The sequence below is a fragment of the Clostridium porci genome, from assembly GCF_009696375.1.
In the GTDB taxonomy this organism is placed as follows: domain Bacteria; phylum Bacillota; class Clostridia; order Lachnospirales; family Lachnospiraceae; genus Enterocloster; species Enterocloster porci.
This window is the reverse complement of the sequence record NZ_VUMD01000004.1, coordinates 191,779-217,651: the sequence shown is the minus strand read 5'-3', so window position 1 is coordinate 217,651 and position 25,873 is coordinate 191,779. Positions and strand designations below refer to the sequence as shown.

Annotated in this window: 25 protein-coding genes and 3 pseudogenes; 24 read left to right on the top strand and 4 right to left on the bottom strand. The window is 43.1% G+C overall.

Annotation, left to right across the window (positions count from 1 at the left end):
- Positions 1 to 92 precede the first annotated feature (92 nt).
- The 4 genes from fic to FYJ39_RS06200 all read left to right on the top strand — a co-directional run bounded on the left by fic (position 93) and on the right by FYJ39_RS06200 (position 3,756).
- Complete coding sequence (gene fic, locus FYJ39_RS06215) at positions 93 to 704, top strand: protein adenylyltransferase Fic (protein ID WP_154471657.1); 612 nt, start codon at positions 93 to 95, stop codon at positions 702 to 704.
- Positions 705 to 766: 62 nt separating this feature from the next.
- Positions 767 to 1,657, top strand: a complete 891-nt coding sequence (locus FYJ39_RS06210) for a Fic family protein (protein WP_154471656.1) — start codon at positions 767 to 769, stop codon at positions 1,655 to 1,657.
- 489 nt (positions 1,658 to 2,146) lie between these two features.
- Positions 2,147 to 2,806: a hypothetical protein gene (locus tag FYJ39_RS06205; protein ID WP_154471655.1), complete on the top strand. Its 660-nt coding sequence runs from the start codon at positions 2,147 to 2,149 to the stop codon at positions 2,804 to 2,806.
- A gap of 116 nt (positions 2,807 to 2,922) precedes the next feature.
- Positions 2,923 to 3,756 carry a YiiX/YebB-like N1pC/P60 family cysteine hydrolase gene (locus FYJ39_RS06200; protein WP_154471654.1) on the top strand — a complete coding sequence of 278 codons (834 nt, stop codon included), beginning with the start codon at positions 2,923 to 2,925 and terminating at the stop codon, positions 3,754 to 3,756.
- Positions 3,757 to 4,500: 744 nt separating this feature from the next.
- Here the strand turns inward: FYJ39_RS06200 and FYJ39_RS06195 are convergent.
- Positions 4,501 to 4,680, bottom strand: coding sequence for a hypothetical protein (locus tag FYJ39_RS06195; protein ID WP_154471653.1), 180 nt, complete (start codon positions 4,678 to 4,680; stop codon positions 4,501 to 4,503).
- Between the two features lie 61 nt (positions 4,681 to 4,741).
- Between FYJ39_RS06195 and FYJ39_RS20460 the strand changes: the two genes are divergently transcribed.
- The 3 genes from FYJ39_RS20460 to FYJ39_RS06185 all read left to right on the top strand — a co-directional run bounded on the left by FYJ39_RS20460 (position 4,742) and on the right by FYJ39_RS06185 (position 5,964).
- Positions 4,742 to 4,897, top strand: coding sequence for a hypothetical protein (locus tag FYJ39_RS20460; protein ID WP_195840386.1), 156 nt, complete (start codon positions 4,742 to 4,744; stop codon positions 4,895 to 4,897).
- 10 nt (positions 4,898 to 4,907) lie between these two features.
- Positions 4,908 to 5,672 carry a hypothetical protein gene (locus FYJ39_RS06190; RefSeq protein WP_154471652.1) on the top strand — a complete coding sequence of 255 codons (765 nt, stop codon included), beginning with the start codon at positions 4,908 to 4,910 and terminating at the stop codon, positions 5,670 to 5,672.
- An 88-nt stretch (positions 5,673 to 5,760) separates the two neighbouring features.
- A complete protein-coding gene (locus FYJ39_RS06185; RefSeq protein WP_154471651.1) occupies positions 5,761 to 5,964 on the top strand; it encodes a PDDEXK family nuclease in 204 nt (67 codons plus the stop codon).
- Between the two features lie 127 nt (positions 5,965 to 6,091).
- Here FYJ39_RS06185 and FYJ39_RS21665 read toward each other — a convergent pair.
- Positions 6,092 to 6,268: pseudogene (locus FYJ39_RS21665) on the bottom strand (transposase zinc-binding domain-containing protein); the annotation flags it as partial.
- 701 nt (positions 6,269 to 6,969) lie between these two features.
- On the opposite strand from FYJ39_RS21665, the gene FYJ39_RS21360 reads away from it, so the two are divergent.
- From FYJ39_RS21360 to FYJ39_RS21660, 10 genes and pseudogenes are all read left to right on the top strand, one after another.
- Complete coding sequence (locus FYJ39_RS21360) at positions 6,970 to 8,505, top strand: response regulator transcription factor (RefSeq protein ID WP_154471650.1); 1,536 nt, start codon at positions 6,970 to 6,972, stop codon at positions 8,503 to 8,505.
- Positions 8,495 to 10,135 carry a sensor histidine kinase gene (locus FYJ39_RS06170; RefSeq protein WP_154471649.1) on the top strand — a complete coding sequence of 547 codons (1,641 nt, stop codon included), beginning with the start codon at positions 8,495 to 8,497 and terminating at the stop codon, positions 10,133 to 10,135. The genes FYJ39_RS21360 and FYJ39_RS06170 overlap by 11 nt, the downstream gene beginning before the upstream one ends.
- 184 nt (positions 10,136 to 10,319) lie before the next feature.
- Positions 10,320 to 11,612 carry an ABC transporter substrate-binding protein gene (locus FYJ39_RS06165; protein ID WP_154471648.1) on the top strand — a complete coding sequence of 431 codons (1,293 nt, stop codon included), beginning with the start codon at positions 10,320 to 10,322 and terminating at the stop codon, positions 11,610 to 11,612.
- A 94-nt stretch (positions 11,613 to 11,706) separates the two neighbouring features.
- Positions 11,707 to 12,597, top strand: a complete 891-nt coding sequence (locus tag FYJ39_RS06160; RefSeq protein ID WP_154471647.1) for a carbohydrate ABC transporter permease — start codon at positions 11,707 to 11,709, stop codon at positions 12,595 to 12,597.
- Complete coding sequence (locus FYJ39_RS06155; protein ID WP_278853429.1) at positions 12,594 to 13,427, top strand: carbohydrate ABC transporter permease; 834 nt, start codon at positions 12,594 to 12,596, stop codon at positions 13,425 to 13,427. Before FYJ39_RS06160 ends, FYJ39_RS06155 begins: the two co-directional genes overlap by 4 nt.
- A gap of 24 nt (positions 13,428 to 13,451) precedes the next feature.
- A complete protein-coding gene (locus FYJ39_RS06150; RefSeq protein WP_154471645.1) occupies positions 13,452 to 15,380 on the top strand; it encodes a hypothetical protein in 1,929 nt (642 codons plus the stop codon).
- 320 nt (positions 15,381 to 15,700) lie between these two features.
- Positions 15,701 to 15,904 (top strand): annotated as a pseudogene (locus FYJ39_RS06145) (IS1380 family transposase); the annotation flags it as partial.
- Between the two features lie 37 nt (positions 15,905 to 15,941).
- Complete coding sequence (locus FYJ39_RS06140; protein WP_456236681.1) at positions 15,942 to 16,292, top strand: hypothetical protein; 351 nt, start codon at positions 15,942 to 15,944, stop codon at positions 16,290 to 16,292.
- A gap of 13 nt (positions 16,293 to 16,305) precedes the next feature.
- Entirely contained in the window at positions 16,306 to 16,758 is a 453-nt protein-coding gene (locus FYJ39_RS06135; protein ID WP_195840385.1) for a tyrosine-type recombinase/integrase, read from the top strand.
- A gap of 147 nt (positions 16,759 to 16,905) precedes the next feature.
- Positions 16,906 to 16,980: pseudogene (locus FYJ39_RS21660) on the top strand (IS200/IS605 family transposase); the annotation flags it as partial.
- 339 nt (positions 16,981 to 17,319) lie between these two features.
- Here the strand turns inward: FYJ39_RS21660 and FYJ39_RS06125 are convergent.
- Together FYJ39_RS06125 and FYJ39_RS06120 are read right to left on the bottom strand one after the other, a co-directional pair.
- Positions 17,320 to 17,973, bottom strand: coding sequence for a hypothetical protein (locus FYJ39_RS06125; RefSeq protein WP_154471643.1), 654 nt, complete (start codon positions 17,971 to 17,973; stop codon positions 17,320 to 17,322).
- 281 nt (positions 17,974 to 18,254) lie between these two features.
- The gene (locus tag FYJ39_RS06120) at positions 18,255 to 18,608 is read right to left on the bottom strand and encodes a Fur family transcriptional regulator (RefSeq protein WP_154471642.1); all 354 of its coding nucleotides are present in this window, start codon (positions 18,606 to 18,608) and stop codon (positions 18,255 to 18,257) included.
- Positions 18,609 to 19,232: 624 nt separating this feature from the next.
- Here FYJ39_RS06120 and FYJ39_RS06115 point away from each other — a divergent pair.
- From FYJ39_RS06115 to FYJ39_RS06085, 7 genes are all read left to right on the top strand, one after another.
- Positions 19,233 to 19,592, top strand: coding sequence for a serpin family protein (locus FYJ39_RS06115; protein ID WP_278853441.1), 360 nt, complete (start codon positions 19,233 to 19,235; stop codon positions 19,590 to 19,592).
- A gap of 212 nt (positions 19,593 to 19,804) precedes the next feature.
- The gene (locus FYJ39_RS06110; protein ID WP_195840384.1) at positions 19,805 to 21,835 is read left to right on the top strand and encodes a BglG family transcription antiterminator; all 2,031 of its coding nucleotides are present in this window, start codon (positions 19,805 to 19,807) and stop codon (positions 21,833 to 21,835) included.
- A 172-nt stretch (positions 21,836 to 22,007) separates the two neighbouring features.
- A complete protein-coding gene (locus FYJ39_RS06105; RefSeq protein ID WP_154471640.1) occupies positions 22,008 to 22,457 on the top strand; it encodes a PTS sugar transporter subunit IIA in 450 nt (149 codons plus the stop codon).
- A gap of 54 nt (positions 22,458 to 22,511) precedes the next feature.
- The gene (locus tag FYJ39_RS06100; RefSeq protein ID WP_154471639.1) at positions 22,512 to 22,802 is read left to right on the top strand and encodes a PTS sugar transporter subunit IIB; all 291 of its coding nucleotides are present in this window, start codon (positions 22,512 to 22,514) and stop codon (positions 22,800 to 22,802) included.
- Positions 22,803 to 22,831: 29 nt separating this feature from the next.
- Positions 22,832 to 24,103, top strand: a complete 1,272-nt coding sequence (locus FYJ39_RS06095; protein WP_178258828.1) for a PTS ascorbate transporter subunit IIC — start codon at positions 22,832 to 22,834, stop codon at positions 24,101 to 24,103.
- A 25-nt stretch (positions 24,104 to 24,128) separates the two neighbouring features.
- The gene (locus FYJ39_RS06090; protein WP_154471638.1) at positions 24,129 to 24,956 is read left to right on the top strand and encodes a transketolase; all 828 of its coding nucleotides are present in this window, start codon (positions 24,129 to 24,131) and stop codon (positions 24,954 to 24,956) included.
- Positions 24,946 to 25,872 (top strand): transketolase family protein, encoded by a 927-nt coding sequence (locus tag FYJ39_RS06085; RefSeq protein ID WP_154471637.1) that lies wholly within the window; start codon positions 24,946 to 24,948, stop codon positions 25,870 to 25,872. Before FYJ39_RS06090 ends, FYJ39_RS06085 begins: the two co-directional genes overlap by 11 nt.
- Position 25,873 lies beyond the last annotated feature (1 nt).

Sequence of the window (25,873 nt, the reverse complement as noted above, 5' to 3'; positions counted from 1 at the left end):
AAAGAATTGGATTTGTTGCCGGTATTATGGTATACTTATAACGATAGATTTGTGACAGAAAAGGTAATCGCATGAAGAATGTGAGGTAAGTTATGCTTGAAAATAAATTGGGTATTACGGATTCGACGGAATTAGCAAGAGCAGAGGAAAAAATCAGTAAGCAAAAAGCGATTGAAATGTTTGAGAGTGGCTTTTTTGAGAAGTTAGAACCGGGCACTTATAAAAGCCTTGCGATGATTCATCGATATCTCTTTGGTGAAATTTATGATTTTGCCGGTAAATTACGCAAAGTCAATATCTCAAAGGGAAATTTTCGATTTGCTCCGCTGATGTATCTGGATGCGGCACTGCAGAGCATAGACAAAATGCCCCAGTCAACATTTGATGAAATTGTCGAAAAATATGTAGAAATGAATGTGGCTCATCCGTTCAGAGAAGGAAACGGAAGAAGTACAAGAATATGGCTTGATCTGATGCTGAAAAAAGAGATCGGCTATGTGGTTGATTGGAGCAGGGTTGATAAAGAGGATTATCTGCTTGCCATGGAGCGAAGTCCCATCAAAGAAATCGAAATAAAATTCCTTCTAAAGAATGCTCTTACGGACAACGTAAATGATCGAGAAATCTATATGAAGGGCATTGATCACAGTTATTATTATGAAGGTTACTATGTGTTTAAGACGGAAGATTTGACCGAAATGTAAGCGGACAGATTTTTGAACGAAAGTATAAGCAGACTCAGTGTTAGGAAATTGGAGGAAAATGGATGCAGTATCTTTCAGTTGCCGAAACAGCAGAAAAATGGAATATATCGGAACGCAGTGTTCGCAATTACTGTGCCCATGACCGTGTAGAAGGTGCATTTATTACCGGAAAGACATGGAACATACCGGAAAATGCAGAAAAGCCGGAGCGTTCCAATAAGAAAAGAGAAAAGCAGAGGACATTGCTGGATATTCTGCAAGAAGAAAAGAGAGCAGCGTATTCTGGCGGTATCTACCATAAAACCCAGATTGCTTTGACTTATCATTCCAATCGTATGGAGGGAAGCAGACTTACTTATGATCAGACCAGATCTATTTTTGAGACGAATACGATTGGTGTGGAACATGAAATTTTGAATGTGGACGATCTTATCGAGACGGCAAATCATTTCCGGTGTGTTGATATTGTGATTGAAAATGCAAAGACAGCATTGACGGAGAAATGGATCAAAGATCTTCACTTGGTTTTGAAGAATGGAACCAGCGATTCCAGAAAAGATTGGTTTGCAGTGGGTGATTATAAGAAGCTGCCGAATGAAGCTGATAGGATGAAAACAGCACTGTTGGAAGAAGCTGCCGATCAGATGAAAACGCTGCTGGCAGGGTATAACAGAAAAGAAGAAAAGACTTTGGAAGATATTTTGGATTTCCATGTGAAGTTTGAACAGATTCATCCGTTTCAGGATGGTAATGGTCGAGTGGGGAGATTGATTCTGTTTAAGGAATGCCTGAAATATCATATCGTTCCGTTTATGATTGAAGAGGATAAGAAGCAGTTTTATTATCGTGGACTGAAGGAATGGAAAAACGAGAAGGGATGTCTGACAGATACTTGTCTGAAGGCACAGGAACAATATAAGGCGTATTTGGATTATTTCAAAATTGCTTACTAAAAAAGCGATTTCCAAAGTGTCAAAAGTTCATCCCAAAGTGTCAATTTGATACTTTGGAAATACTTTAAAGGGCAAAATTCGCACTTTGAATTGCACTTTGGAACTTGGTTCCTTATTATGCAAGACAGATTGGAAACAATTACAAAGACCAACAACATACTAATCATTTTACGAATTGTTTTCATAGCTGGTTCCTCCTTTTGCTTATTTTAAGTTGAGCATTTATTAGGTTAGTTTATCCTAACAAAAATGCAACAGAATTTTGAATTTTTTAGCACATACTGCTAATATGTTTTGTTATTTTGTTTACCAGGTTATAAATTTGTGATTTTTCATAAAGATATTGAAATATTTAATATTTTATTGTTGATAGAGGCAGAAATTTTGTGTATAATTTTCTTATCAAGAAGTGGAAAGAGGTGATTACCATGGGCCAGAAAATTCAACCGCAGTTTCCTTACTCATCTAACAAATGAAGGAGGCATTGCAATGAAAAAGTTTCTATCTATTATTCTTTCTTTGACTATGATTTTTTCGCTTTCTTCAACCGCATTTGCTGTTGAAGCCGGTAATAATTACGACCATATAAGTTCTTCACAGGCACAGCCATTTAATCCCTATAGTTCACCTGATAGCTATATCGAATACTTAGAATCATTTGATGGTGCATATAGCGTCTTTTTATCACAATTTAAAGCGCTTACGCTGGAAAAACAACAAAAAGTGCTCGATGTTCTAGAAAACGGTGGGCCGCTAGATGTAAAACTTTCAGCAACGACTGTGAACGATTTTCCACAAACACGAAGCAGCACGTCCCAAAGAAGTGTGAATTATGATGCCGATTTTCAGTTGTTTGGAATAACCTTCGTAACAATTAGATTAGAAGGGCGATTTACGCATTCTGGTTCTATTGTAAAAAGTGTTGAATATAAGAATGCCTATATTGTAAAAAACTGGGTTCCTCTTTCTGGCTTTGAAAGAACCTCCCTCGATGCTTATGTTAGTAATAGAAAATTCTATGCCAGCGCAGCCTTTACAGCGTATGTTGGAGCTAAAATCGGAGATAACATTATAGGTGTCACCCCACGTACATTTTATATCAACTACAACTGTGATGGTACTGGGCAGGGCACCGGAAGCGCATGGTGATCTTATGAAAGTTCTTAAAATAATTGGTATAATACTGTTGGTTTTTATAATCTTGGTTGCGATCATTCTGGCAATAAAACCGCTATAATTGGTTAGGAGAAAAGGGGGTATTACTGATGATAAAAAAGTATTTTAAGAAATTCGTTGGTTTGGCTCTTGCCGCAATAATGATCATAGGAGTATCAGCGCCAGCCTTTGCCGCAGAAACACAAACAGACAGAGAATTGCGAATTGCCTATAAGAATGTTATGTCCTATGCTGCAAGCAACAATATTGATTTGGACATGACATATGATGATTTCCTGTCAAATTACACCGGGCAACCCGTACTATCCTATGAACAATCATATTACTCTGTATTGGTGCCTCCTGCTGTAGGTAATACTCGTTCCAGCAGTTCATCAGGAGGAAGCACATATTACTACAACACAGGATTTTCCTGCCCTTCTCAAGCTACATACAGCAAGTACAATCTTCTTGATGTAGTGAAAAAAGGTGATGTTATTTATGAAGCAAACGGGGGCGGCGGTATAACAGGCCATATAGCAATCGTTGATGGAATTTATACAAAGTCAGACGGTTCAGAGTATATTAGATTGATTGAAGCCATTTCTAATGATCAGGGCGGTGTAACGAGAAGCATCTTAGATGACACTCGTGTTGATGAAAAGTCTGTAACAATCTTAAGGGTTAGCGGAGCAACTTCTGACATCATCAACGAGGCAGTTAAATTCTGCCGGGGAGAAGTTGGCTCCAGTTATAGCCTTGACCTTGCTAAGGATACCAGTTCCAATGAAACAGATTGGTATTGCTCTGAATTAGTATGGGCAGCATATAAAAACCAAGGCATTGATATTGAAGTTGGTGGGTTACATGGAGAACCAGGGATTACACCTCACGATATTGTAGGCAGCTCAAAAACATATACAGTTTCGTATTCTGAGCAATAACCTCATAATGGATGTATAGCAACCGCCTCAATATGTAGGGCGGTTGCTTCTTTATTGTTTTCTCGATTTGATAAACATAAAAACTGTAACAATCAAAAACAATACATAGATTGCGTAAGTAATGCTATTAGGCCATGGAAACGACATCTCAGGATGGTTTAATACAAAAGCTACAAAGCAGATCGCCACTACGACCATTAGGCACCCAATTACAAAAAATATATTCGGATTTTTCATTGCGTTTTCTCCTTCACACTCACTACTATAGAGATCTATGAAGCGCTATTCTAATTGTTTTCTTTGGCTTTTTCTTTCATTATAAACGCTCTCGATCTATAACACAAGCAGATAACAAAATCAATTAAAATTAAATATCCCAACCGCATACCAGCGGTCAAAGCGATCCGTAAACCATAGCAGGATTTACGACTTGTTTGCGTCCATTTGAAGAAAACAGATGCATTGAAGGGTAAGCATGGATACATGGTTTTACCCATCTGGAAATTTCATTTTCGGTTGGGCAAGAAAGAGCAAGCAGGACAAAAATTTTTCACTTGTTGACCACAAACAGCGGGCAGCAAGCCTGCCCTGCGGATTGATAGCAGTAAGAAAGAAAAAAGCCCCGCGAAATGATTCACAGCAGCGGCCAAGAGAAACGGATTGACGAAGCCAGTCCCTGCTGAACCAGGAATTGGTCAGGTAAACCAAATATCTTATTGCGATTGCTTAAAAAAGTGGCAGTAGTCAGTGAATCGCTATACGATTGTTGCGGACAGCAAACATAGGGAGTGTAGCCACACTCCCGGCAAATCCCTGCCCCGGTACACCCTGCCGGGCCGGGGATTTTCTCTTTGGGGAAGTCCCCCAAGCTTCCTGTATGATGGAGGATTCTGTTGTGCTGATTGGATTATATTCGCTTTTCAAAATCGGATATCCTTGATATAATATGCTCAAGAACCAATGTCATACAGGGAGGGAGGGACCTATGAAACAACCGGATAAAAAACAACGTTTTAATGGTATGGCTGCGATTGGGATGGGGTTTGGCCTGATGTTCGGGATTTTGTTGGAGAACCTCCCGCTGGGCCTTTTGGTGGGAGCGGCACTGGCTGGCTTCGGAAACATGACAACTCAAAGGTAGGTGGATGGTTATGAACGGACAGATGTATCAGATATGCTCAATTGTGGCAGCCGCCAGAAGGGCATTGAAAAAACGCAGTTCTATTTGTTACATACCAGCAAACTATGAGAACAGTTCACAATTTCTGTGTTTGACTAGGAATGGAGCCGCACCATATACCGCTCCCCATGTATCACAATGGTATGAACATCTCAAAGAGCAAAATTTGACAGACATTCAACTCTATTGTCCCACTTCTGTTAGAGATCGAGGCTTGTTAGGTTTTTCCAATACGACCCAGGCAAGTATGGTGTGTTTTTTTAAGGGGGATCGGGTGACCTATTTTATTTCTGATTGGAAATTTGATTCTAAAGATCGAAAGTGGAATGTCATTTACACGGAACATCCATGGAACGATCCTCCGCAGGCATGGCCACGTTTTGAAAATAATACGCAATCTTTCCGAAGTGTATTGCACGATATCCAGGACTTGGCTCTCCGGCTTGGATTTGAAAACTTTGCAAACATCTTTTATCAAGCGGGCACTATTTTGGACGGCAGCAAGGAGTATCCCGGTGAAGCATACGGCCTTGTACTGCCACCACTACCGGAATATAACTTGCGTGTGTTTGAGGCAGCAAGCCGAGCTGATGTATTTGGAGCTATGGGCTCATGGAATGATTCTCCTCCATGGATGGCGCACAAAAAAGGGTTGGAGCAGGAATATGAAACGCTTTCTGCGGAACTGTTGAGAAATATCCGGCTTGGATTATTGTATGCCATCAATGAATGGTAGATCGGCTGCTCTATGTGGCAACTTGCTTGTTTGGAGAATTTAGCTTGTCAAAATAAGGCTTATAGATTAGGCTGTATGAGGTGAGACGATGTATACGAACAGCCGAGAGAACGAAGTCCGGTTGCTGAAACGGTTGTGGGCAGGGCTTCCAACCATATGTCCCAAATGCCGCCAAGCGGAATTGGAACATCTTCATAAGAAAGCAAAAAAGCGTAATGTGGATTGGAAGTGCCCTGCCTGCGGAGAAATCTACCGCACCATAAACATGCTCAGTGAGCTGCCGGATTCTTAAATTTCTGTATGACCTTGGACTTATCATGATTTTCTCTATTTTCTTTTTGCCGCGCGTTATTCCTTTGGAGCAAGTTGGAGTGAAGTATTGGATTGCAGATGTGATCACTGCCGTCTGCATCGGTATACTGAAAAGGAACGAACTTAAGATTAGAGCAATGGGGGCAGCCATACATGGCGCCGCCGAAAGAAGGATCACCACAGTTGATGACCTTTCCGATGTTTTCCATGACAACAGGTCTGGGTTTTATATCGTATTCGATTATTTCATAATAATCTCTAAGAATCTTCTGTATCACATTCATAAGACTATTATGGAACAAAATGATGTAAAAAGGAACCTCCAATTCTCTACATGTATCCATCAGTTTGTAATTTTCAATACCATACTTACCAGTCCTTCTCATATAAATGACCATAGAGGACGGTATTCTTTCTTGCGTAGTGCTGATATAAAACCTCAAAATCATTTCTCCAATCTATAAAGTACATCAATGTCTAAACAAACCCCTCTTTTTGATATGGCGGATATTGCCTGCCGAAAGATACGAAACAGCAAATTCTGCCCGGCTAAATTCATCGACAAGTGTCCAGAGAGTTTCTTGACAAAGGGGTTTAATGATTATAGAATAATGGCGAAAAAGAGAGATAGGAATACAGGAGGAGGACGGATACTGTGGGAGTATAGATGACAGGCATTGACCATACCATAGCGGAGATTGATGTCAGGGCGGTGTTTTTATTTACAAAAAAGATACCGTGATTACTTCGTTTTCCGTGAAGGAACGGGAGGCGGTGACGCATTTGTTTCAACTGGCAGGGGGATTGACATCGCGGATTCTGAGAGAAGAGGTCATGCAGAGTGATTTCGGGCGGCGTCAACAGTTCTGTCAGGGCGTTTGGCTCGGTGGGAGAGGCTCCGGCGGAAGACTGATATTGGGGATTATGAGAAATACTTGGTTTGATGTGTGGATAGAGCGGAACTGCAAAGCGAGAGGTGATCGAGGTGTACAGAATATTAATTGTGGATGATGAAAGAAATGAACGTACTGGAATAGAAAAATTAATCAGAAGGTATCAGTTCAATTTAGAAATTGTTCAGGCGTCAGACGGACGGGAAGCATTGGAGAAATTTGAGCAGAACAGAGTGGATATTCTTCTTACCGATATAAAGATGCCATTGATGTCAGGCATTGAGTTGATCAAAGAAGTGCATAAGAGAGGCTGGGATCCTATTTGCATTATTTACAGTGCTTATGGGGAATTTGAGTATGCACAGAATGCCATAGCGCTTGGCGTGATGCAGTATCTTCTTAAACCGATAAAAATGCAGGAATTTCAGAAGTTATTTGAACACGTCGTTTCCCTGTGTGAAGAGAAAGAACGTCAGAAGGCAGAGAGTGAAGCGTTAAAAATTAAATTGAGAAATGTGGAAAATGATAAGATGTATCGCCAGCTGCTGAAATACCTTGAGTCTGAATCAAACAAACTATCGGAAGACGCAGAGGAGCTGTTTGCGAAGGAAGCATTGGTGCCGGTCATTTTATCCAGCTATTCCTATCTATTTTCCAAGTATTGGGAGAATTATGAGGAGGATATTAATAAGATATTTGAAAATAAACCGGTGATCATCAATAAGGACGATACACAAACACTGGTTTTGGCCGGATGCGGCAAACTTGCCTCGCAAAGGAAAAGAGAAGAGGTCTGTGAGAGACTAATCCAAATGTCAAGAGATAACTTCCAGTCGGAAATTTTTATCGTTATGGGTACGAAGTGCAGCAACATGGCGCAATTGAAAACACAGTATGAGATCATGCGGGAGCAATTGGATTACCAGTTTTTTATTACAGAAAGCACGTATTTCCTGATAGAAGAAAGCGGATTTGTGAAAAAAGAAAGTGATATGCTCTCCATTTACTTTAAAAAAATTCTGACCTGTGCAAAACTTAAGGACTTTCAGGGGATAAAACGTGAATTTGAAAAAGCGTTTGAATATGTGGAAAAGAATGTGGGATTCAGTTCGGTTTATATCAAATATAATTTTTCGGAAGTGATTAAGCAGTGCTGTGAAATCCTGCACAGAGGAGAACGGCTTATGGAGGTAGTGGAAGATATCTATGGCTCCCGTTCGATCACGCAGGTGGAACAGGCTGTATCTCATCTGATTGACGTGCTGGCAAAGGACGAAAGTAGCCAGAATGAGGAAAATCGTGTTGTGCTCATGGCGAAAGCATATATCCATGAGCATTTCCAGGACTGTACATTGAGTGTTTCCTCGATAGCGGACGAGTTGGGAATCTCATCGGCATATTTGAGTACTCAGTTTAAGGCGGAGACGGGCCAGCAGCTGGTAAAATATATTTCCTGGTATCGGATTGAACGGGCCAGGGATATGTTGACCACGACAAATGTCAAGGTAGGAGATGTGGCAAAGAAAGTGGGGTACTTAAATACCTCTTATTTTATATCTCTGTTTCGAAATAATATGGGATGCAGTCCGGCAAAGTACAGGGAAAGAGTGTTCAAGGATGAAGGCTGAGAGAAAAAGATCATTTTTAGAACAGCTGAGAACAGCATTTGTCATTGTAATTATGATACCGGTACTCTGTCTTGGCGGATTTATCTTTTATTCGTCCCACAGATATATAAAAGAGCAGCGTTTGATGGAGAGTTCTAACCTGGTGATACAAAACCAGACAGATTTAAATAACTGGGCCAAACAGTGTGAAAGTTCGCTTCGTTATCTTGCGGGCAATTTTGCACTTCAGGAATTCCTCAAGATGGATGTAAATCAGTATATAGAGGTTAATAAGGCGATCAAAAATGTAAATCCCCTTCTGTATAATGTTATTCTGACAAATCGGTATTATAAAAACATTTCAGTATATACAGATAAAGAGTACCATATTGATACAAGTCTGATCAAGAATTCGAGAGCGGTAATGAATGAAGAGTGGTATCAGGAAATCATGAATACTACAGGGATATATTGGTGGAGCAGCGGTGGAGAGATGTACATCGGACGCAAAATCGTTACAGCATATCCGGTGAGTACAATTGGAATTGTTGTGGCTCAATTGAAAAAGGAGACATTTGAAAATAGTTTTCAGATGTTTCAGCAGATTCCTGTCAAAATTGAGCTAAAGGATAAAGATACTGTGATTTACCAGTATGGGAACGAGAATGACAATGATTCATGGGGATTCCGGCAGAACCGGGCATTGGCAGATACAGGGTGGGAGATTTCCTATAAAGTAGATAAAAAATATTTCAGTAAGAACGTGTTTGTCAGTTTAGGAATGCCGATGCTTATCATATGCCTGGTGCTTTTCCTGGCCTGGTTCTGCATCCGTATTTTAACCAGATATTTGATGAGAGATTTGTCTGTCCTGATGGAGGAAGTCAATGAAGTGCAGAATGGAAATTTTGATGTGGAAATCCAGTCTTCCGCGACAGAAGAAATTTATGTGCTGACACAGAGTATTCAGGGTATGCTGGGAAAGATTAAACAGTTAATCCGTCAGGTATACGCAAAAGAGATAGAGCGTCAGGACCTGGAATTGAATCTGCTGCAGGCGAAAATCAGCCCTCATTTTCTTTACAATAATCTGTCTGCAATTAACTGGCTTGCAATAGACTGCGGGGAAGAGAAAATCTCGGAGATCACCACAGAGATGGCGACGTTTTATAGAACCGCTTTGAACAAGGGAAATAACATTGACCGCCTTTCTGTAGAAATAACCAATATTAAATCTTACGTCAATCTTCAATTGATTGCACACGAGAATGAATTTGATGTGGAGTATGATATTGACGAAAGCCTGTTGGAATGTGTCGTGCCAATTTTTATTCTGCAGCCACTGGTTGAAAATGCTATTGAGCATGGTATTGAAGAATTGGAGGATATCAGGGGACGGATCAAAATCAGTGCGAGACAGGAAGAAGGCTGTATGTATCTGGAAGTGCATGATAACGGCAGGTCCCTGTATGAAAAGATAGGGGCTGGGGCGATGAGGCCGGAGAACTACGGATATGGAACCCAGAATGTACATAAGCGCATTCGGCTCTTATACGGTCAGCAGTGCGGCCTTACGATTACAGCGGATAAAACAGGAACGACCTCTATCATTAATCTGAATATGAAAGATTTGAGAAAACAGATTAGCTGACAGGCTTAAAGGGCTTACAAAGCGTATGAAACGAAGCGCTGTAAGCCCTTTTCACTTTCTGAAAATTACGCCGAGTTAATAAAAACGGTATAGAGTTAAGATTATTTGGATAGGAATGACAGGATAAAATCTATAAAATATAAGTATCAAAATAAGTTATCTTATTTCGAAAGGAGAAGAGATTATGAAAAAGAAAGTGATGAGCGTACTCTTAAGTACCGCTATGGCTGCGGCACTTATGGCTGGGTGCGGCAGCAGCGCCGGCAAGAAATCTTCCGCCGCCGGAGAAGAGAAAAGCGCTAAGGGCAGCAAGACTGTCACAATGATGTGCTGGTATGCAGAGGATGACATGCAGAGGGTAATAGACGCGATTAACGAACAGCTTGGCGGCGAATATCAGGTGGAATATACATATATTGCAAATTCCGATTACAATAATGTGTTGAGTACTCAGCTGGCTGCGGGCGAAGGCCCTGATGTTATAGCGGATGGCGCAAATTTTCCAGCGAGAATCAAAGCCGGGAATATTAAGGACATTACGGGAACTGGGTTGACAGACGGCTTCAGTAAGGAAGGACTTGCATTATGCACAATGGATGATAAGAACTATGGCATTCCCTGTTATGGCTGGTTTGCAGGTGTCTTTTATAATGCAGAGCTCTTTAAACAGTGCGGCATTACGGAAACACCGAAAACATATGACGAGTTTCTGGACACATGTAAAAAGCTGAGCAGCAACGGGGTGAAGCCTCTGGCGTTGGGGCTTGCGGACGGCGATAACGGCTTACACTCTGTCTGTGGATTCCTGGAGAGCAATTTCTATGAGACTTCCGAAGAGGGAAAAGAATTCGATACAAAGTTTGCAAAAGGCGAAAAGACAATGGCCGGAACTCTGAATGATTCTATAGAAAAATGGATGCAGATGGTCGATGAAGGTTATATCACTCCGGAAATGGTTGGTATTTCGGGCAATCAGGCAAAAGATGAGTTTATGGCCGGAAAAGCGGGCATGTATTACAGCGGTCCATGGGAATATGAGAATTTTAAGAACGCAGGACTGCCCTTTGGTGTTATGCCATTTTTAGGGCCGGATGCAGATAACGCCTATTTGATTGGCGGACCAGCGGCAAGCTGGGGAATTAATGTCAATACAAAAAATGAAGAAGGTGCTGAGAAAGTGATGGAAGCGCTTGCAAGCGTAGAGGTGCAGCAAGCATTCATTGATGAAAACCCTGGAAGCAGCAGTTATCGGGAAGGCGTTACCATTGGTTTGCCAGAAGAATATGCGGATGTGGAGGCAGTTCTGAATGCCGGGAAAATCGCCTGTTGCTGGGACAGATGGGGTGTTAATATGCCATCGCAGTCCTTGGTTGACGAATTCAATGCTCAGGTACAGGGATTGGTGTCGGGTGAATTATCAGTGGAGGATTTCTTAAAAGCACTGGACAGCAAAGCTGATTCTATCCGGTACGAATAAAACAGGAATCTAGTAGGAGGGAGTGATTAGCTCCCTCACTCGTTAGAAACGTGCGCCGTCAGGCACGCTAATCAGAATATTAAGGAGAGGAAGTATGAGCACAAATTTAAGGAAAAAAAGTGAAATCCCATTTGTGTTGATGGCAATGCCGGCAGTGGCTGTTTTCATCACATTCTTCATTTTACCGTTGGTTTTTACGATTCGATACAGCTTTTACAACTGGACCAATTTTTCACCGGATGTTTTTTTTGTAGGATTAAATAATTATAAAAAACTGTTTTCAGATATCACCATCATTGGAGGAATTAAGAATTCCCTGACGTATGCATTTTTTACTGTCTTACTGCAGAATCTGATATCGCTTCCGGTTGCAGTTGTTCTTAATTCAAAGTTTAAAGGAAAAAATTTCTTCCGGGCTATCTTTTTCTGTCCGGCGGTGTTAAGCACGCTGGTAGTAGGCTATCTTTGGAAATATATACTTTCAGCCAGTGATTTTGGGTTTGTCAATCAGATCTTAAATCGGTTGGGAGTTGGAACTGTAAATTTCCTTGGCAATGGAAAACTGGCACTTGCCTCCATTATATTTACACAGGTATGGCAGTGGTTTGGCTGGTCCATGGTTATTTACCTCGGAAACCTCCAGAGCATCAGCGATGATCTTTATGAGGCCGCGTCGATTGATGGTGCGTCGACTTTGAGAAGGTTCTGGCATATCACAATACCGGGACTCGCTCCTGCGATTAAAATTAATCTGGTGACAGGGATTATCTCAGGCCTGAAGGTATTCGATGTAGTGTTGTCCATGACGAATGGGGGTCCGGCCCATAAAACAGATACGATATTGTCTTTGATGTTTGCCAAGTTCTCAGAGGGTAATTATGGATATGCATCTTCTTTTGGAATTATGTTTTTGATTGTCAGTATGGCATTATCAGCAGTTTTACTTGGACTGTTTGGTAAATGGGAGAGGAGACTGGGACAGTGATTAGGCAGAAAAGAGTACAGCAGGGATTGAAATATGTATCTATGACTATTTTGGCGGTACTGGTATTGGTGCCGATCTACTATTTAATTGTAACGACATTCAAGACATCTGCGGAAGCGACAGCATCCCCGATGGCCTTACCGTCTTCCTTCGATTTAAGTGGTTATGCCAGGGCATTTCAAAAAATGCAGTATCCAAGGGCTCTGATGAACACCGTAATAATCACGGTTTGTTCCTTGATTGGAATTATCATTGTATCGGCCATGTGTGGATATGTGCTGAATCGGAAGGGCAATTTCCGGTTATCTAAGATAACTTTTACATTACTGCTATCAGGGATGCTGTTTCCCTATCAGATGTCGATTCTTGGACTTTACCGACTGATACAGGCGATGGGATTAATGAATCATCTGACTGCGGTTATCCTGATTGACATTGCCTGCAATGTCCCGTTTGCTACATTTATGTTCCGTAGCTTCGTTTCTACAATACCGGCGGAACTGGAGGAAGCGGCCAGAATTGACGGCGCGGGAACCTTCCGAACCTTCTGGATGATTACATTTCCGTTAATGAAGCCAATTGTAGCTACAGTTTCAATCCTGAACGCTTTGACAATCTGGAATGATTTTATAGGACCGCTGTATTTTTTACAGGTCAGAGGGAAAGATGTTTTATTGCAGGAGATTTACCGGAACGTTGGCCAGTTCTCCACAGATTGGACCAGTCTCTTTCAGATGCTGGTGCTAGGCGCGCTTCCGTTGCTGGTGTTCTACTTATTTATGCAGCGTTACATTATCGGTGGCGTTATGAGCGGGTCAATAAAAGGATAAAAGAATAAGCAGGGAGACGGATTAATGAAAAGTGGAAAATCATACTCATTTATTTTACAGGAAAATAAGGAAAGCAGACTGACATTTTTGGGAGCGAAAGAAGATGACTTAGAAATGAACTGGATTGAAGGCAGCAAACCATGGGGGACAACCATCTGCCCTGATGGAATCAAGACGGCTGTGAAACGTGAAATCTTGCCAAACGGGCATTTACAGGAGCGTTTTTGTTTTCAAAATGTATCTGAATTTCCTGTATTTTTTAAGAAAACAGATGTGGGTATATATACCACCTTTAATGACGATTACAGTCAGGCGGACGCATGTATGACTCAACGGTGCCATACACATATTTTCTGCGGCGGAGAAGCGTCCAATGTCATGGCGCTCCGCATGGGAGGACAGGCGCCGCATCTTGGGCTGATGGTGACAGCGGGGAATATAGGCAGTTACAGCGTAGAGCGGGATGAATATGCGTTAAGTAATGACAGGGGAGATTTTATCCTGCATCCGGTACTGGAGCCATTAAAACCCGGGGAAACAGCGGAAATCGTATGGGAACTGTTCTGGTTTGAAAACAGAGGTGATTTTGAAAGGCAGTTGATCGGCGAAGGGAAAATACCGGTGCTAAAGACACGGCAGTGCACTTACTTTCCAGGTGAGAATATTGTCTTTGATGTTTTCTATGGGGCGCATGTGGAATCAGATGATATTTCAGTTTCTTTGAATGAACGGCGTGTGGCATTTCAAAGTGATTGGGATGGGATGGTTACCCGCATACACTGTGGACAGAAGGCAGATTACGAGGGAGAGATCCGGGTATGCGTCAGAGTAGGAGTGAAAGAACTGAATGCGGTATTTTATGTGAGTCCGGAGTTAAGGAGTCTGGTGCGGAGCCGCTGCAGGTTTATTGCAGAAAAACAACAGTATCACGGTGATATTTCAGCGCTGGACGGAGCGTATCTGATCTATGATAACGAGGAAAAGGCGTTGTATTACAGCCATCTGGATGATCATAATGGCGGTCGTGAGAGAATCGGAATGGGAGCTCTTATGGCGCTTTGGCTGCAAAAGGAGGAAGACCCCTGTTTAAGGGAAAGTCTGTCTCAATATGTAACGTATGTGTATAGGGAATTATACGATGAGGAAACGGGAACTGTGTATAACGATATTTCACATAATTTAGACTGGCATCGAAAATATAATTACCCGTGGGCTGCGGTGCTGCAGATCGAAATGTATCATCTGACAAAGGAGACGCGTTATCTGGAGCATGCCTTTCGCACGATGAAACGATACTACCTGGAGGGTGGAGACCGGTTCTATGCGATTGGCCTTCCTGTAAGCGAATTAGCAGCCTTATTGAGCGAAAACCACATGGATGTTCAGTGCGAGTATTTAAAAACCAGTTTTTTCAGACATGCAGATTTTATCCTGGAAAGAGGGACATCCTATCCGCTTCATGAGGTAAATTTTGAACAGAGTATCGTGGCTCCCGGAATAAGCTGTCTTTTGCAGGCCTATCAGCTATCGGGGGAGGAAAGATATCTTGATGAGGCGAAGCGGCAGTTAAGGCTTCTCTATCAGTTTAACGGACAACAGCCGGATTACCATCAGTTTGAGAATTCAATTCGTCACTGGGATGGTTACTGGTTCGGAAAATACCGGATGTTTGGCGATACTTACCCTCATTATTGGAGTGTTTTAACCGGAGTGGATTTTATTCAGTACGAACAGGCTACGGGAGATCATACCTTCCGGGAAACGGCCAGAGCTTCCCTGCGAGGCTGCCTGAATCTATTTGCTGCGGACGGAAGCGCCTCCTGCACAATGGTGTTTCCGCAGACCGTAAATGGAAAAAAAGGAAAATATTATGATCCATGGGCCAATGATCAGGACTGGGCACTGTATTACGCGTTAAAATATGAGTCTGTTATACTGGAAGGCTGCTTATAATATGAATTATAAACTCTTTGGTCGTATTGGCTTATGGTTTATCAATCATGCACAGTTGATTTTTACAACACACGACACCGGACTATTGGATACAACCTTGCCGCTCTAGAGCGTGTTCGGTGCGTTTTGTCTGCTTTAGCTTGTATGAAAAAGCTCGTCTGGCACAAAACAGGAATTACATATGCTCCCATTAATATCCTGTAACGTTATTAAATATGGAATCCGGAACCGTTTCCATTCAAATGCATTTCATGGCTTATTTACGGCCTTATTTGTGAAAACTGCGGTGCAACCGTATGGATGTCACCCCAAACTGTTCACAGCACCAGATCAAGAACGGGGATGTCTTGCTCGCTTATATCGGACTTCTCATCATGGGGAAACCTGCTTATGAGTCCGTCCATGAGTTTGATGACGACCCGGATTTTTACAAATACGCACTTGGCATTGTCAGAAGCATCCCTTCTGAGGAGACGCTGCGCCAGCGGATGGATGAAATTGGCTCATCCATGCGTTCTTATATCCTTGCGTAATTTAAACGGGCATGGTATGAGGGCAGGGATGGGAGTGGTGACCACTATGACAGCACCCGGTATTATGCTCTATACCTGCATGCGGTGTTTTGAAGGCACCCTCCATGCAGGAAAAGTGCGGGCAAATATCACTCTGGCGCTTGCCATTTCCGCTCAAGCTATCAATCAGAAGTGTACGCAGATGCGGAAAACGGAGATCACGGAGAATCCGGCATTTACCTTCCGCACCTTTATGTTGCGGTTGGGGCTCATCGGACCTGAATATAAAAATGTCCGGGAACATCTGCTTGCCAATCTGGAAGGGGATCGGGCATGGAGATACGACCACAGTACCTATGAGTGTTTGAATAGAAATCATCGGGCAGAAGATGTCCGATGAAATTGAAAAGACTATGAGGAAATATCAACCGAACTGGCAGGCGGCAACCCAGAAACGACGCAAAAGCTTCCTGCAGAATTTTGTCCGTTACCTGCTGAACCACGATGTACAGGCGTTCCTGCCCGGATATGACGCACTGCGTACCGCCCAGGTAAATTTCAAGCCGTATATCTTTTCGCGCGGAGAGATAGACGAGCTGTTCTGCCTGTCCGGCTGGATACACCCGAATTATAGACAGCAGCACATCTTTTATCCCGTATTGTTCAGAGTATTATATGGAACCGGAATGCGTATTTCAGAGGCGCTGCGTCTTACCATGGAGGATGTTAACCTCGACGAAAAAGTTATCTGTGTTGTTGACCCAAAGAACCATAAAGACCGGCATCTTCCCATTAGCGGTTCACTGGCAGAGTACTGTTTCTGGTATTGTTCCAAAATCCATCCCGCATGGCACTCCAACTGTTGAGTGCGTATATGGGACATCGTTCCATTTCTGCCACCGGAAGATAACTGTAGCTGACAGCAGAGGCGTTTCCCGGCCTGACGGAAAAGATAGAAAGCATGTATGGGGACATCTTCCCCAAATTTGAGCCGGCAAAGGAGATAAAGATGCCTAGAGTATGACCAGATGTCATTAGTAGAGTATATTGACCCGTTCACAGGCAAGCCGGTAAAGAAACACAAATAAAAAAGACTCTTAAGAGTCCGTAGGAAGTCAAAGCAAACCAGCAAGCTCCTTTTGGGGCTGCGCCGGAAGAAGAAAGCACTGATCATGCCCTTTTAAGGGCAGCTGTAAATGTGGTGCAGTTGGCAGACTTCAGTGCGCCTTCCGGGCGCAAGCAGGCAAAAGCCCCTTATAGGGGCAGAGCAAGCCACTCGCTAAGAGGCTGGTCTTGACTGTGTGTTGGTTCCACTAGCAGAATATGTATCAATCCCGATAGAATGGAGGTCTGTGTTTCAAACGTATCACTTTTCTTGTTTTACGTTTTTTCCCTATCGCAAGCAATCGGTAAATGGTTAGATTTCATTACAGCGCTTCTTCAAAATGATTCTTTGAATATGCTCGAAACACCGTTGCTGTCTGATAAATATAAATATATTTTATAATGCTCACAATGATGCTTCCCACGGCTGAAGCCAATAATACGATGGAACCAAGAGTATAAGAAACAAAGCATACAATAACGCAGCCAAACATAACCAACATGAGACCAATATAGAACTTCCAAAGCGTTTTCCATTTTTCGGACAAAAAATCATCAATGCCTGTAAGAATCAGCGAATGAGTCTTGTATTCATGGTACTCGCTTACCAAATCGATGATTATTCTCAGAAAAATAAGGAGCAATCCGTCAAAAGAAATGATTGCGGCTATGAAGCTGGTTGCAGAGAAAATTAAGCGGAAAATTCCGGCAGTGCGGTACCCCTCTTCTTGTGAGGACAACTGAAGCAAAATCACGCCATATACAACCGAACAAACCATACCTAAAACGGCTCCTAGCGTATAAATGCCTGGCGCAACGCTCATAACATAATTTTGGCTCATAATACCAGCAACTACCGTAGGAATAATCAGCCAGAGTAACACATAGAGCCATTTACTAAAAATGGGCGCACGCTTTGCAATCGATTCTTTTGTGGGATACCCATCCAGGGGTTCCCAAGAATACGTTTGAACCATAAATATCCTCCTTACATCCTCTTAAATTTTTTGCGTTTCAATCATGTATCGTTTTATGCTGTAAAATAAAAAAGAAATTGTGTGAATGCCAACGATAAATTTCAGAAATAAAACGACTAATATAGGGGATCTACACATCCGAGATAGACTTACCGGTTGCGCCTTTTATAAAAACACGAAATTCCTCCAGCGTTCCTCCTGAAATGGTTTTCTTGTCATATAGTTGGGCATGGTTTTTGCTGTATATGAATACAAAGTAGCCGGAACTCTCAGCAAGTCGTTTAATTAAACATTAAATCATACCCGCTGAACTGAAAGCCGTGGGTGTCTTTGATGCCGTTTGCCAAATCGGGAATATAATCCATATCCACATCAAAGACCCGGCTGTGCGTTAAACACCGTACATAATAATGTGCATGGCAGCAATGGCCGAAACGGCCGGCACCTTCGGGCACATGCATTTCCCGGATTTCTCCCGCTTCGGACAGTCGATTCAAATTACGGTATACCGTACCTCGGCTGATATTGGGAGGCACTGCTGATACCGCCTCGTATACTTCGTCTGCGGTTGGATGGCTTTGCATGGTTTGTACTGCTTGCAGTGTCAAGGATCGTTGAATGGTTTTGCGCTTCATAGGATTTGCCTTTTCTTAAATATTGTTTTATTTATTTAGTATTATATCTTATTAAGAACCTTGTTGTTTGTTGTCAACCGCACCGGATATATTTATGTATTCGCAGAGCAGCAACAGACAACAGACTGCCACAAGATATGAAAGAAAAAATTTTGTGAAGCAGCTGCAATGAGGAAACAATCCAGAAAATATATTGTATAGATAAAAGGGATATGATAAAATTATATTAAAGAAAAACGAAGGCTAAGGAGGGGATTCCAATGTACAATGTAGCCTGAAACATGTGGTTATGATGCAAAATTTAAGGTAGAAATAAGTACGCACATTTAAGTGTGATACTAATCCCTCATTCCCATCCTGGATGCCTTGTGCGGCTGGGGAGCGCAAAACCGTGTTTGAATGCAGTTGTGATCCGCCTGATTGGGAACCTTTTCCTTTTTTTATCATCTTAATAAATGGAAACGTCAAGGAGGAGCCTTTGTTATAAAGGAACAACCAATCCCTCTTGTACTGGCCATTGTCCTGCTTGCGGGCTGTACCGGCGAGTCTGTCAATACCCCAGATGGAAAGATGGAGCCAATCCCCAATGTTCCGGGAGAGATCTAGGTAGAGGATTTTTCTGTCATCACCGGCGTTGACCCTTATACTGCCTATGGGGATTTCGCTGTGGAGCTGTTTCGGCAGAGCCGCACCGAAGGGGAGAACACCCTGCTGTCGCCCCTTTTCGTGGCAATGGCTCTTGGTATGACCGCGAATGGGGCCACTGGGGAAACGCTGGATGAATTTGCTGCCCTGTTTGGAATGGATTCGGCCGCTCTCAACGCCCTGCGCGCCCAGATGTTCACTGGCTATCGAAAGCTGGGCGGCTCCACCGAGAGCACTCTGGCCAATTCCCTGTGGTACGACCGGCCATTCGTTTACGGTATTGTGGATATGGAGACGGAAGCGCTGCTGTTCCTCGGCACGGCGGAAAGGCTGGAATAGGAAGACCGTATAATCCTTTTTTGTTGACGGGGTTCTTATGGTGTAAGATGAGGAACATATTCGAGAAATATTAATAAAAACGGCTCACATTGGAAAACAATCCCGGATATTATTGGGCAGATAACGCTTTCAACAATTATATCTCAAACTTCAGGTTACGGATTCACACTTGGTACAATAATTTTTTATAAGTATCTATGGAGGAAGTTGAAATGTCATTGATTTATATGAATGCAAGATGCCGGGAGATACTAAATATCCTTCTGAGTTCAGATTCATATATTACCTTGGCTCAAATCGCCGAAATAATGAAAGTTTCAAAACGAAGTATCTATTATGATATGTGCAGGATTAATGAATGGCTGAACTCCTACGGAATCCCAGAACTGGAGACGGTGCGTAAAAAAGGCATTTTCATCAACGTGGATACCAAAGAACGCATAAATGTAATTGTAGAAGGGGGAGAAGCGGAAGAAAATTATGTGTTTTCCCCTATGGAGCGGATTGGAATTATTATTTGCAGTACGATTTATTCCCCTGAGCCTGTATACATTGACCAGTTGACCGATTACTGCATGGTGAGCCGCAATACGGTTTTTAATGATTTGAGGGTGGTAATGAACCAATTGCAGGACTATGGTTTGAAGCTGGAATATGAGTCTAAGAAAGGCTATACCGTCCAGGGGGACACCCTTAAGCTCCGGGCTATATATTTAAGGAATTTTTATCAGCTAAAGCAATTGTTCCAAAGCGGGCTTTTAAAATTTTTCAATCAGGAGCAAATACTCGATAACCTGTCTATTTTAAAGGAAATTGAAACGGCTTTGCATACAAAATATGTAGATGGGGTTCTACTTTCTATTGCCGCCCTGCTTCCCCTGCTTGGAAGGAAGGGCGCCAATATATATCTCCCGGATTTCCGTCAGAATAAAATAGAGAAGACCAGGGAGTGGGGGCTGGTAGAAAGATATTTTGGCAATTTGGAAACAATAGAAAAGAGTTATCTATGCCTTCATCTGCTGGGAGCGAGAACCATTACAGCTCCCTATGACTTTTTTGAGGAAAGGCCTAATCAGAGCGTTTATGAGCTGACTAAGGCGCTCGTCACAGAATTTGAAAAAATAGCTTGTGTTATATTTGAGAATCGGGAAGAACTGGAGCGGGCGCTTTTCATGCATTTGAACTCCTCTCTGTACAGATTTGAATATGGTATTCAGATTGGAAACAGCCTTTTGGACGATGTCATTAAAGAATATCCCAATATTTTTGAACTGACTAAGTTGGCATGCCGGTATCTGGAACAAATGGTAGGATTGCCTATTTCCGATGATGAGGTGGCTTACCTGGCATTGCATTTTGGCGCCCATCTGCAGATTCCGCAAAAAGAAAAAGATACGTTAAGGATACTTTTAATCTGTGTACATGGAATATCTACAGGGAATATGCTGAAGCGGGAGATACAGAGGCTGCTTCCATATGGGGAGATTGTAGGTGTGATGGCTGCTACGGATTCGGTTAATGTGCAAAAAATCTGTGACTTGGTTATTTCTACAGTAAAAATTAATTGTATTGTGCCAGCTATTGTGGTTCATCCCATATTGACCGACATGGACCGGAAGCTTATATTGAATCACCAACTGATTTCCGGGAAACAAAAAATTCACGAAAGCAATGCGGTATTTAACATTGTAAAAAAGTACATAAAAAAAGAGGATTATGAGGAAGTAAAGGCAGATTTGGAAGCATATTTGGAAGGCTTTATGAAGAAATTAAGCGGCAAATCAGATAAGGAAGGGCTTTTGGCATTTTTGAATCATCAGACTGTGCGGATTGTGGATAAGCAGGTGACTTGGCAGGAGGCAATCCGCCTTGCTGGAGGATGCCTTGTAGAGTCGGGCGATATCGAGAAATGTTTTCTGGAGAATATCATTTCTCATATTTATTATTATGGCCCTTATATGGCTATTACAGATGACGTCATGTTAGCTCATACAAAGCCGGAAGAAGGTGTCAACCATCTTGCGGTATCCATGGCAATTTTTAAAGAGCCTGTTGTATTTTCAGGCTCCCGGACTGTAAGGATTATTTTTGTCCTGGCGGCGGAGGATCAGGAAGGGCACCTGAAAGTACTGAAGGATATAATGAGGATTATTGAAGTATTTTCCCATGTGGAGGAATTGGAGAAAAAAGAGACTGTGGAGGATGCCTTGGACTATTTAAGGAAAATTATTGATACCCGATAACGCGATATAGCCGAAAGGGATGCCGCTAGACACAATAGCAGGCATCTTTTTTTGTGCGGAGCACAAACATTTGCAAATTTGAAAAAACAGTTCTTGGACTTCTGCTTGCAAAAAGGAGCTGCTATACTAAATGCAGAAAAACAAACCGCAAGGAAAAAGGAGAACAAGATATATGTTGAGTGAATTGCTAAATGAGCTGAACATCCGTCTGAATGTGGAATGTAAGAACTGGGAGGACTGCATAAGGAAGTCGGGGGAACCGCTTCTTGAGAGGGGGGACATTACGGAGGCTTACATCCAGGCTGTTATCGACAACGTAAAGACTGCCGGGCCGTACATTGTAATTACCAAAGGCGTGGCTCTGCCTCATGCGACCAATAAGGTGGGCGTGAACCGCACTTCCATGTCCTTTGTGCGATTAGGGACGCCTGTATATTTCGGCAATAAGTCCAATGACCCGGTGAAATATTTGTTTATGCTTGCTACCACGGATACAGGTTCCCATCTGGGAGCCCTTCAGGATCTGACTGAATTCCTGGAGCGGAAAGAATTTATGGCTGTATTGGAAACGGCGAAGGAACCGGCTGACATTATATCATATATCAAACTTTACGCCTCATGAAAGCAGCAAATAATCTGCCTTTGGCAGACAAAATAAAAGAAGGGAGAAAATACTATGCAAACAAAAAAATGCCTGATTATGTGCAGAACAGGAATGGGGAGTTCCATGATGCTGAAAATCAAGGTGGACAAGCTAATTGAAAAAAAGGGCTATCCGCTTGATGTGGCACATGACGCTTTCAGCGGTTTTGCGGGACAGCAGAATGTGGATGTGATCATCACGATGGAAGATCTCATCGATGAATTTAAGAACTCCAAGGCGTATGTCATCGGCGTAAAGGACATCATGGACGTGGATTTTTTAGAGAAAAGTCTCGACAAGTATTTTGCGCAGATAGAAGAATGAAAAGAAAAAATTAAAGGGGGAAATATGTCGTGGCAGTACTACAATTCGTGGTTTATAGTATTTTAGGAGAAGCATCGCTGCTGATTGGCCTGATGGCCCTGGTAGGTTTGCTGATTCAGAAAAAACCGGCAGATAAGGTAATCTCCGGAACCATTAAGACAATCGTAGGCTTTTTGATTTTCGGTATCGGTTCTTCCGCGGCCCAGGGGGCACTGAGCGGATTCCAGGCACTCTTCGTAACCGCGTTCGGACTTGAGGGCGTTACCCCTATTTCCGAGGCAATTACGGCACAGGCACAAACACTGTTCCCAATGGTTATCGCACTTATCATGGTGGGAGGGTTTTTATGCAACCTGATTATCGCAAAGCTTACAAAGTTTAAATTCATCTTCCTGACAGGTGGGCACAGCTTGTTTTTATCCGCGTTGCTGGCAGTTATGCTTAAGGCTTTGGGCCTGTCTGACTGGACTGCAATTATCATCGGTTCCATTATCCATGGCTTTGCCGCGGCCCTCTATCCGGCAGTTGCTCAGAAGTCCATGAGGGCTGTAACAGGAAACAATGAAATTGCAATCGGACATTACTGTACACTGGCTTACGCGCTTTCTGGATGGTTGGGCAGCAAGGTGGGAGATCCCAAGGACAGCACAGAGAACATCAACTTGCCTGGATGGCTTTCCATATTTAAAGACTACATTGTATCTGTATCCTTATCCATCGGCGTGATTTATTATGTGGCGGCAATCGTGGCAGGAAAAACCGCAGTGGAGGCTCTGGCAGGCGGACAACATTGGTTGGTGTGGCCTCTGATACAGACATTAACCTTTACTGGCGGCCTTTATGTTGTTATTACTGGCGTGCGCCTGTTCCTGGGTGAAATCGTCCCTGCGTTTGTGGGTATTACCGAAAAGCTGATTCCCGGCGCGAAGCCGGCTCTGGACTGCCCGGTTGTGTTTCCATACGCGCCAACCGCAACGGTGATCGGATTTATCTCTGCTTACGTAGCAGGATTAATCTGCATGTTCGTGATGGCGGCTATGAAAACGGTCGTTATGATTCCGGTGGCGATTCCATTCTTCTTCATCGGCGCTACCGCGGGTGTATTCGGGAATGCAAGAGGCGGCTGGAAGGGCTGTGTACTCGGAGCATTTGTAACAGGGATTCTGATTTCCGTAGGACCGGCTGTTATTTATGGTATCCTCCAGAGCGTAGGATTGTCCGGTAGCAGTTTCCCTGAGACAGACTTCAACTTGATTGGTATTATATTCAATATCATCGGAAACGTTCTTGGCAAATGGTAGACTATGTTTGGAGGTAAACTAGGGCATGAAAAACGAAAGGCAGTTAAAGCTTATTGCAAATCATAATAGGAAACGGATCGTGGAAATGGTATACCGCGCAGGAGTGGGACACGTTGGCGGCTCCCTTTCCGTCATTGATTTTCTTACGGCAATTTATGAGAATGAAGTGGACTTTACGGAAAAGAGACGGACAAGAGTGGTGCTCTCAAAAGGACATGCGGTTCCGGCCATTTATGCGGAACTGGCGGAGAAGGGCATCGTAGACGAGAGCCTTTTCTCAACTTTCCGTCAAATTAATTCTAAGCTTCAGGGCCATCCTTATATTTGCGATATACCGGAGGTGGATGCCACTACAGGTCTTCTGGGCCAGGGTTTTTCCATAGCTGTTGGTATGGCAGTCGTGAAGAAGAATGAAGGAGATCCCCACAAGGTATACGCGGTTGCCGGAGACGGCGAGATGCAGGAGGGCCAGATATGGGAAGCTTTGATGTCTGCGGCCCATTATAAGCTGGATAACCTGGTGTTTATTCTGGACTATAATAAGCTTTCTTCCAGCCATCCAACCAACGAGGTTATCAGTCTGGAACCCATCGCAGATAAGCTGAAAGCATTTAATTATTACGTTATCGACATCGATGGGCATGACATGGAACAGATTCTTTCTGCTATAGAAAAAGCAAAGGGCGTGAAGGGAATGCCTGTCATGATCATTGCCAACACCGTAAAAGGGAAAGGCGTCAGCTTCATGGAAAACGTTCCGAAATGGCATAGCAGCGGCCTGACCGATGAGGAATACGAGATTGCCATGAGGGATTTGGATAAGAAAGAGGAGGAGCTTGTTCATGCTGTATAATAAGATTACGTTAAGAGAGTTGGTGGGTACCGTATTGGTAGAAGCGGGAACTGAAAATCCGAACATCTATGTGATTGACAGCGACCTTGCGAAGTCTACTACCACAAATAAGTTCCAAGACGTGTTTCCTAGGCGTTTCTTTGAATCGGGGATTGCGGAGCAGAACGCCATGTCCATTGCGGCTGGCATGGCAACCGAGGGCAAGATACCGTTTTATGTAAATTTCGCCATCTTTGTGTCGGGCACCTGCTGGACGCAGCTTCGCCAGATTTGCTATGCAAACTTGAATGTAAAGCTCATTGCGACCCATCCGGGCATGGACGGAAGCTACGATGGAGCCACACACCATGCAAACGAGGACATCGCGCTGATGCGTGTGCTTCCAAACCTCAGGGTACTTTCCCCATCCAATCCAGACGAGCTTCGTCAGGCGGTGAAGCTGGCGATTGAACATCAGGGGCCCGTCTATATCCGATGTGCGAGAGACAGCGTACCTAATATTCCAGCCAAATGTCAGATGGAAATGGGCAAGGCCGTGATAGCGGAGAATTTGGGCGATGATTTTGCCATCATTTACGAGGGTTCCACCGCTGACCTAGCTATGCAGAGTTTTGAAGCATGCAGAAAAAAGGGCCTAAATGGAAAACTTATAAATATCTTTTCTTTAAAGCCTGTGGACAGTGTATGCATCCGCCGCATTGCAGGAGAGGTAAAGAAGCTAGTGACGGTTGAAAACCATTCCGTTATGGGAGGGCTCGGCGGCCTGGTGGCGGAGACCATCTGCGACCTACCGGCACATGCGCCCCTTATGCGCGTAGGTGTGGAGGATGTGTTTACAGAATCCGGAGCCCTTGCGGCTGTAAAGACAAAATACGGGTTGACGGTAGAGAATGTGTTGAAGAAGCTTGAAGCGTAAA

Bases quoted from the DNA above. Each gene is read 5' to 3' on its own strand.
- fic (WP_154471657.1), top strand. From the start codon at position 93: ATGCTTGAAAATAAATTGGGTATTACGGATTCGACGGAATTAGCAAGA.
- FYJ39_RS06210 (WP_154471656.1), top strand. From the start codon at position 767: ATGCAGTATCTTTCAGTTGCCGAAACAGCAGAAAAATGGAATATATCG.
- FYJ39_RS06205 (WP_154471655.1), top strand. From the start codon at position 2,147: ATGAAAAAGTTTCTATCTATTATTCTTTCTTTGACTATGATTTTTTCG.
- FYJ39_RS06200 (WP_154471654.1), top strand. From the start codon at position 2,923: ATGATAAAAAAGTATTTTAAGAAATTCGTTGGTTTGGCTCTTGCCGCA.
- FYJ39_RS20460 (WP_195840386.1), top strand. From the start codon at position 4,742: ATGAAACAACCGGATAAAAAACAACGTTTTAATGGTATGGCTGCGATT.
- FYJ39_RS06190 (WP_154471652.1), top strand. From the start codon at position 4,908: ATGAACGGACAGATGTATCAGATATGCTCAATTGTGGCAGCCGCCAGA.
- FYJ39_RS06185 (WP_154471651.1), top strand. From the start codon at position 5,761: ATGTATACGAACAGCCGAGAGAACGAAGTCCGGTTGCTGAAACGGTTG.
- FYJ39_RS06170 (WP_154471649.1), top strand. From the start codon at position 8,495: ATGAAGGCTGAGAGAAAAAGATCATTTTTAGAACAGCTGAGAACAGCA.
- FYJ39_RS06165 (WP_154471648.1), top strand. From the start codon at position 10,320: ATGAAAAAGAAAGTGATGAGCGTACTCTTAAGTACCGCTATGGCTGCG.
- FYJ39_RS06160 (WP_154471647.1), top strand. From the start codon at position 11,707: ATGAGCACAAATTTAAGGAAAAAAAGTGAAATCCCATTTGTGTTGATG.
- FYJ39_RS06150 (WP_154471645.1), top strand. From the start codon at position 13,452: ATGAAAAGTGGAAAATCATACTCATTTATTTTACAGGAAAATAAGGAA.
- FYJ39_RS06140 (WP_456236681.1), top strand. From the start codon at position 15,942: ATGGGAGTGGTGACCACTATGACAGCACCCGGTATTATGCTCTATACC.
- FYJ39_RS06135 (WP_195840385.1), top strand. From the start codon at position 16,306: ATGAGGAAATATCAACCGAACTGGCAGGCGGCAACCCAGAAACGACGC.
- FYJ39_RS06125 (WP_154471643.1), bottom strand. From the start codon at position 17,973: ATGGTTCAAACGTATTCTTGGGAACCCCTGGATGGGTATCCCACAAAA.
- FYJ39_RS06120 (WP_154471642.1), bottom strand. From the start codon at position 18,608: ATGAAGCGCAAAACCATTCAACGATCCTTGACACTGCAAGCAGTACAA.
- FYJ39_RS06110 (WP_195840384.1), top strand. From the start codon at position 19,805: ATGTCATTGATTTATATGAATGCAAGATGCCGGGAGATACTAAATATC.
- FYJ39_RS06105 (WP_154471640.1), top strand. From the start codon at position 22,008: ATGTTGAGTGAATTGCTAAATGAGCTGAACATCCGTCTGAATGTGGAA.
- FYJ39_RS06100 (WP_154471639.1), top strand. From the start codon at position 22,512: ATGCAAACAAAAAAATGCCTGATTATGTGCAGAACAGGAATGGGGAGT.
- FYJ39_RS06090 (WP_154471638.1), top strand. From the start codon at position 24,129: ATGAAAAACGAAAGGCAGTTAAAGCTTATTGCAAATCATAATAGGAAA.
- FYJ39_RS06085 (WP_154471637.1), top strand. From the start codon at position 24,946: ATGCTGTATAATAAGATTACGTTAAGAGAGTTGGTGGGTACCGTATTG.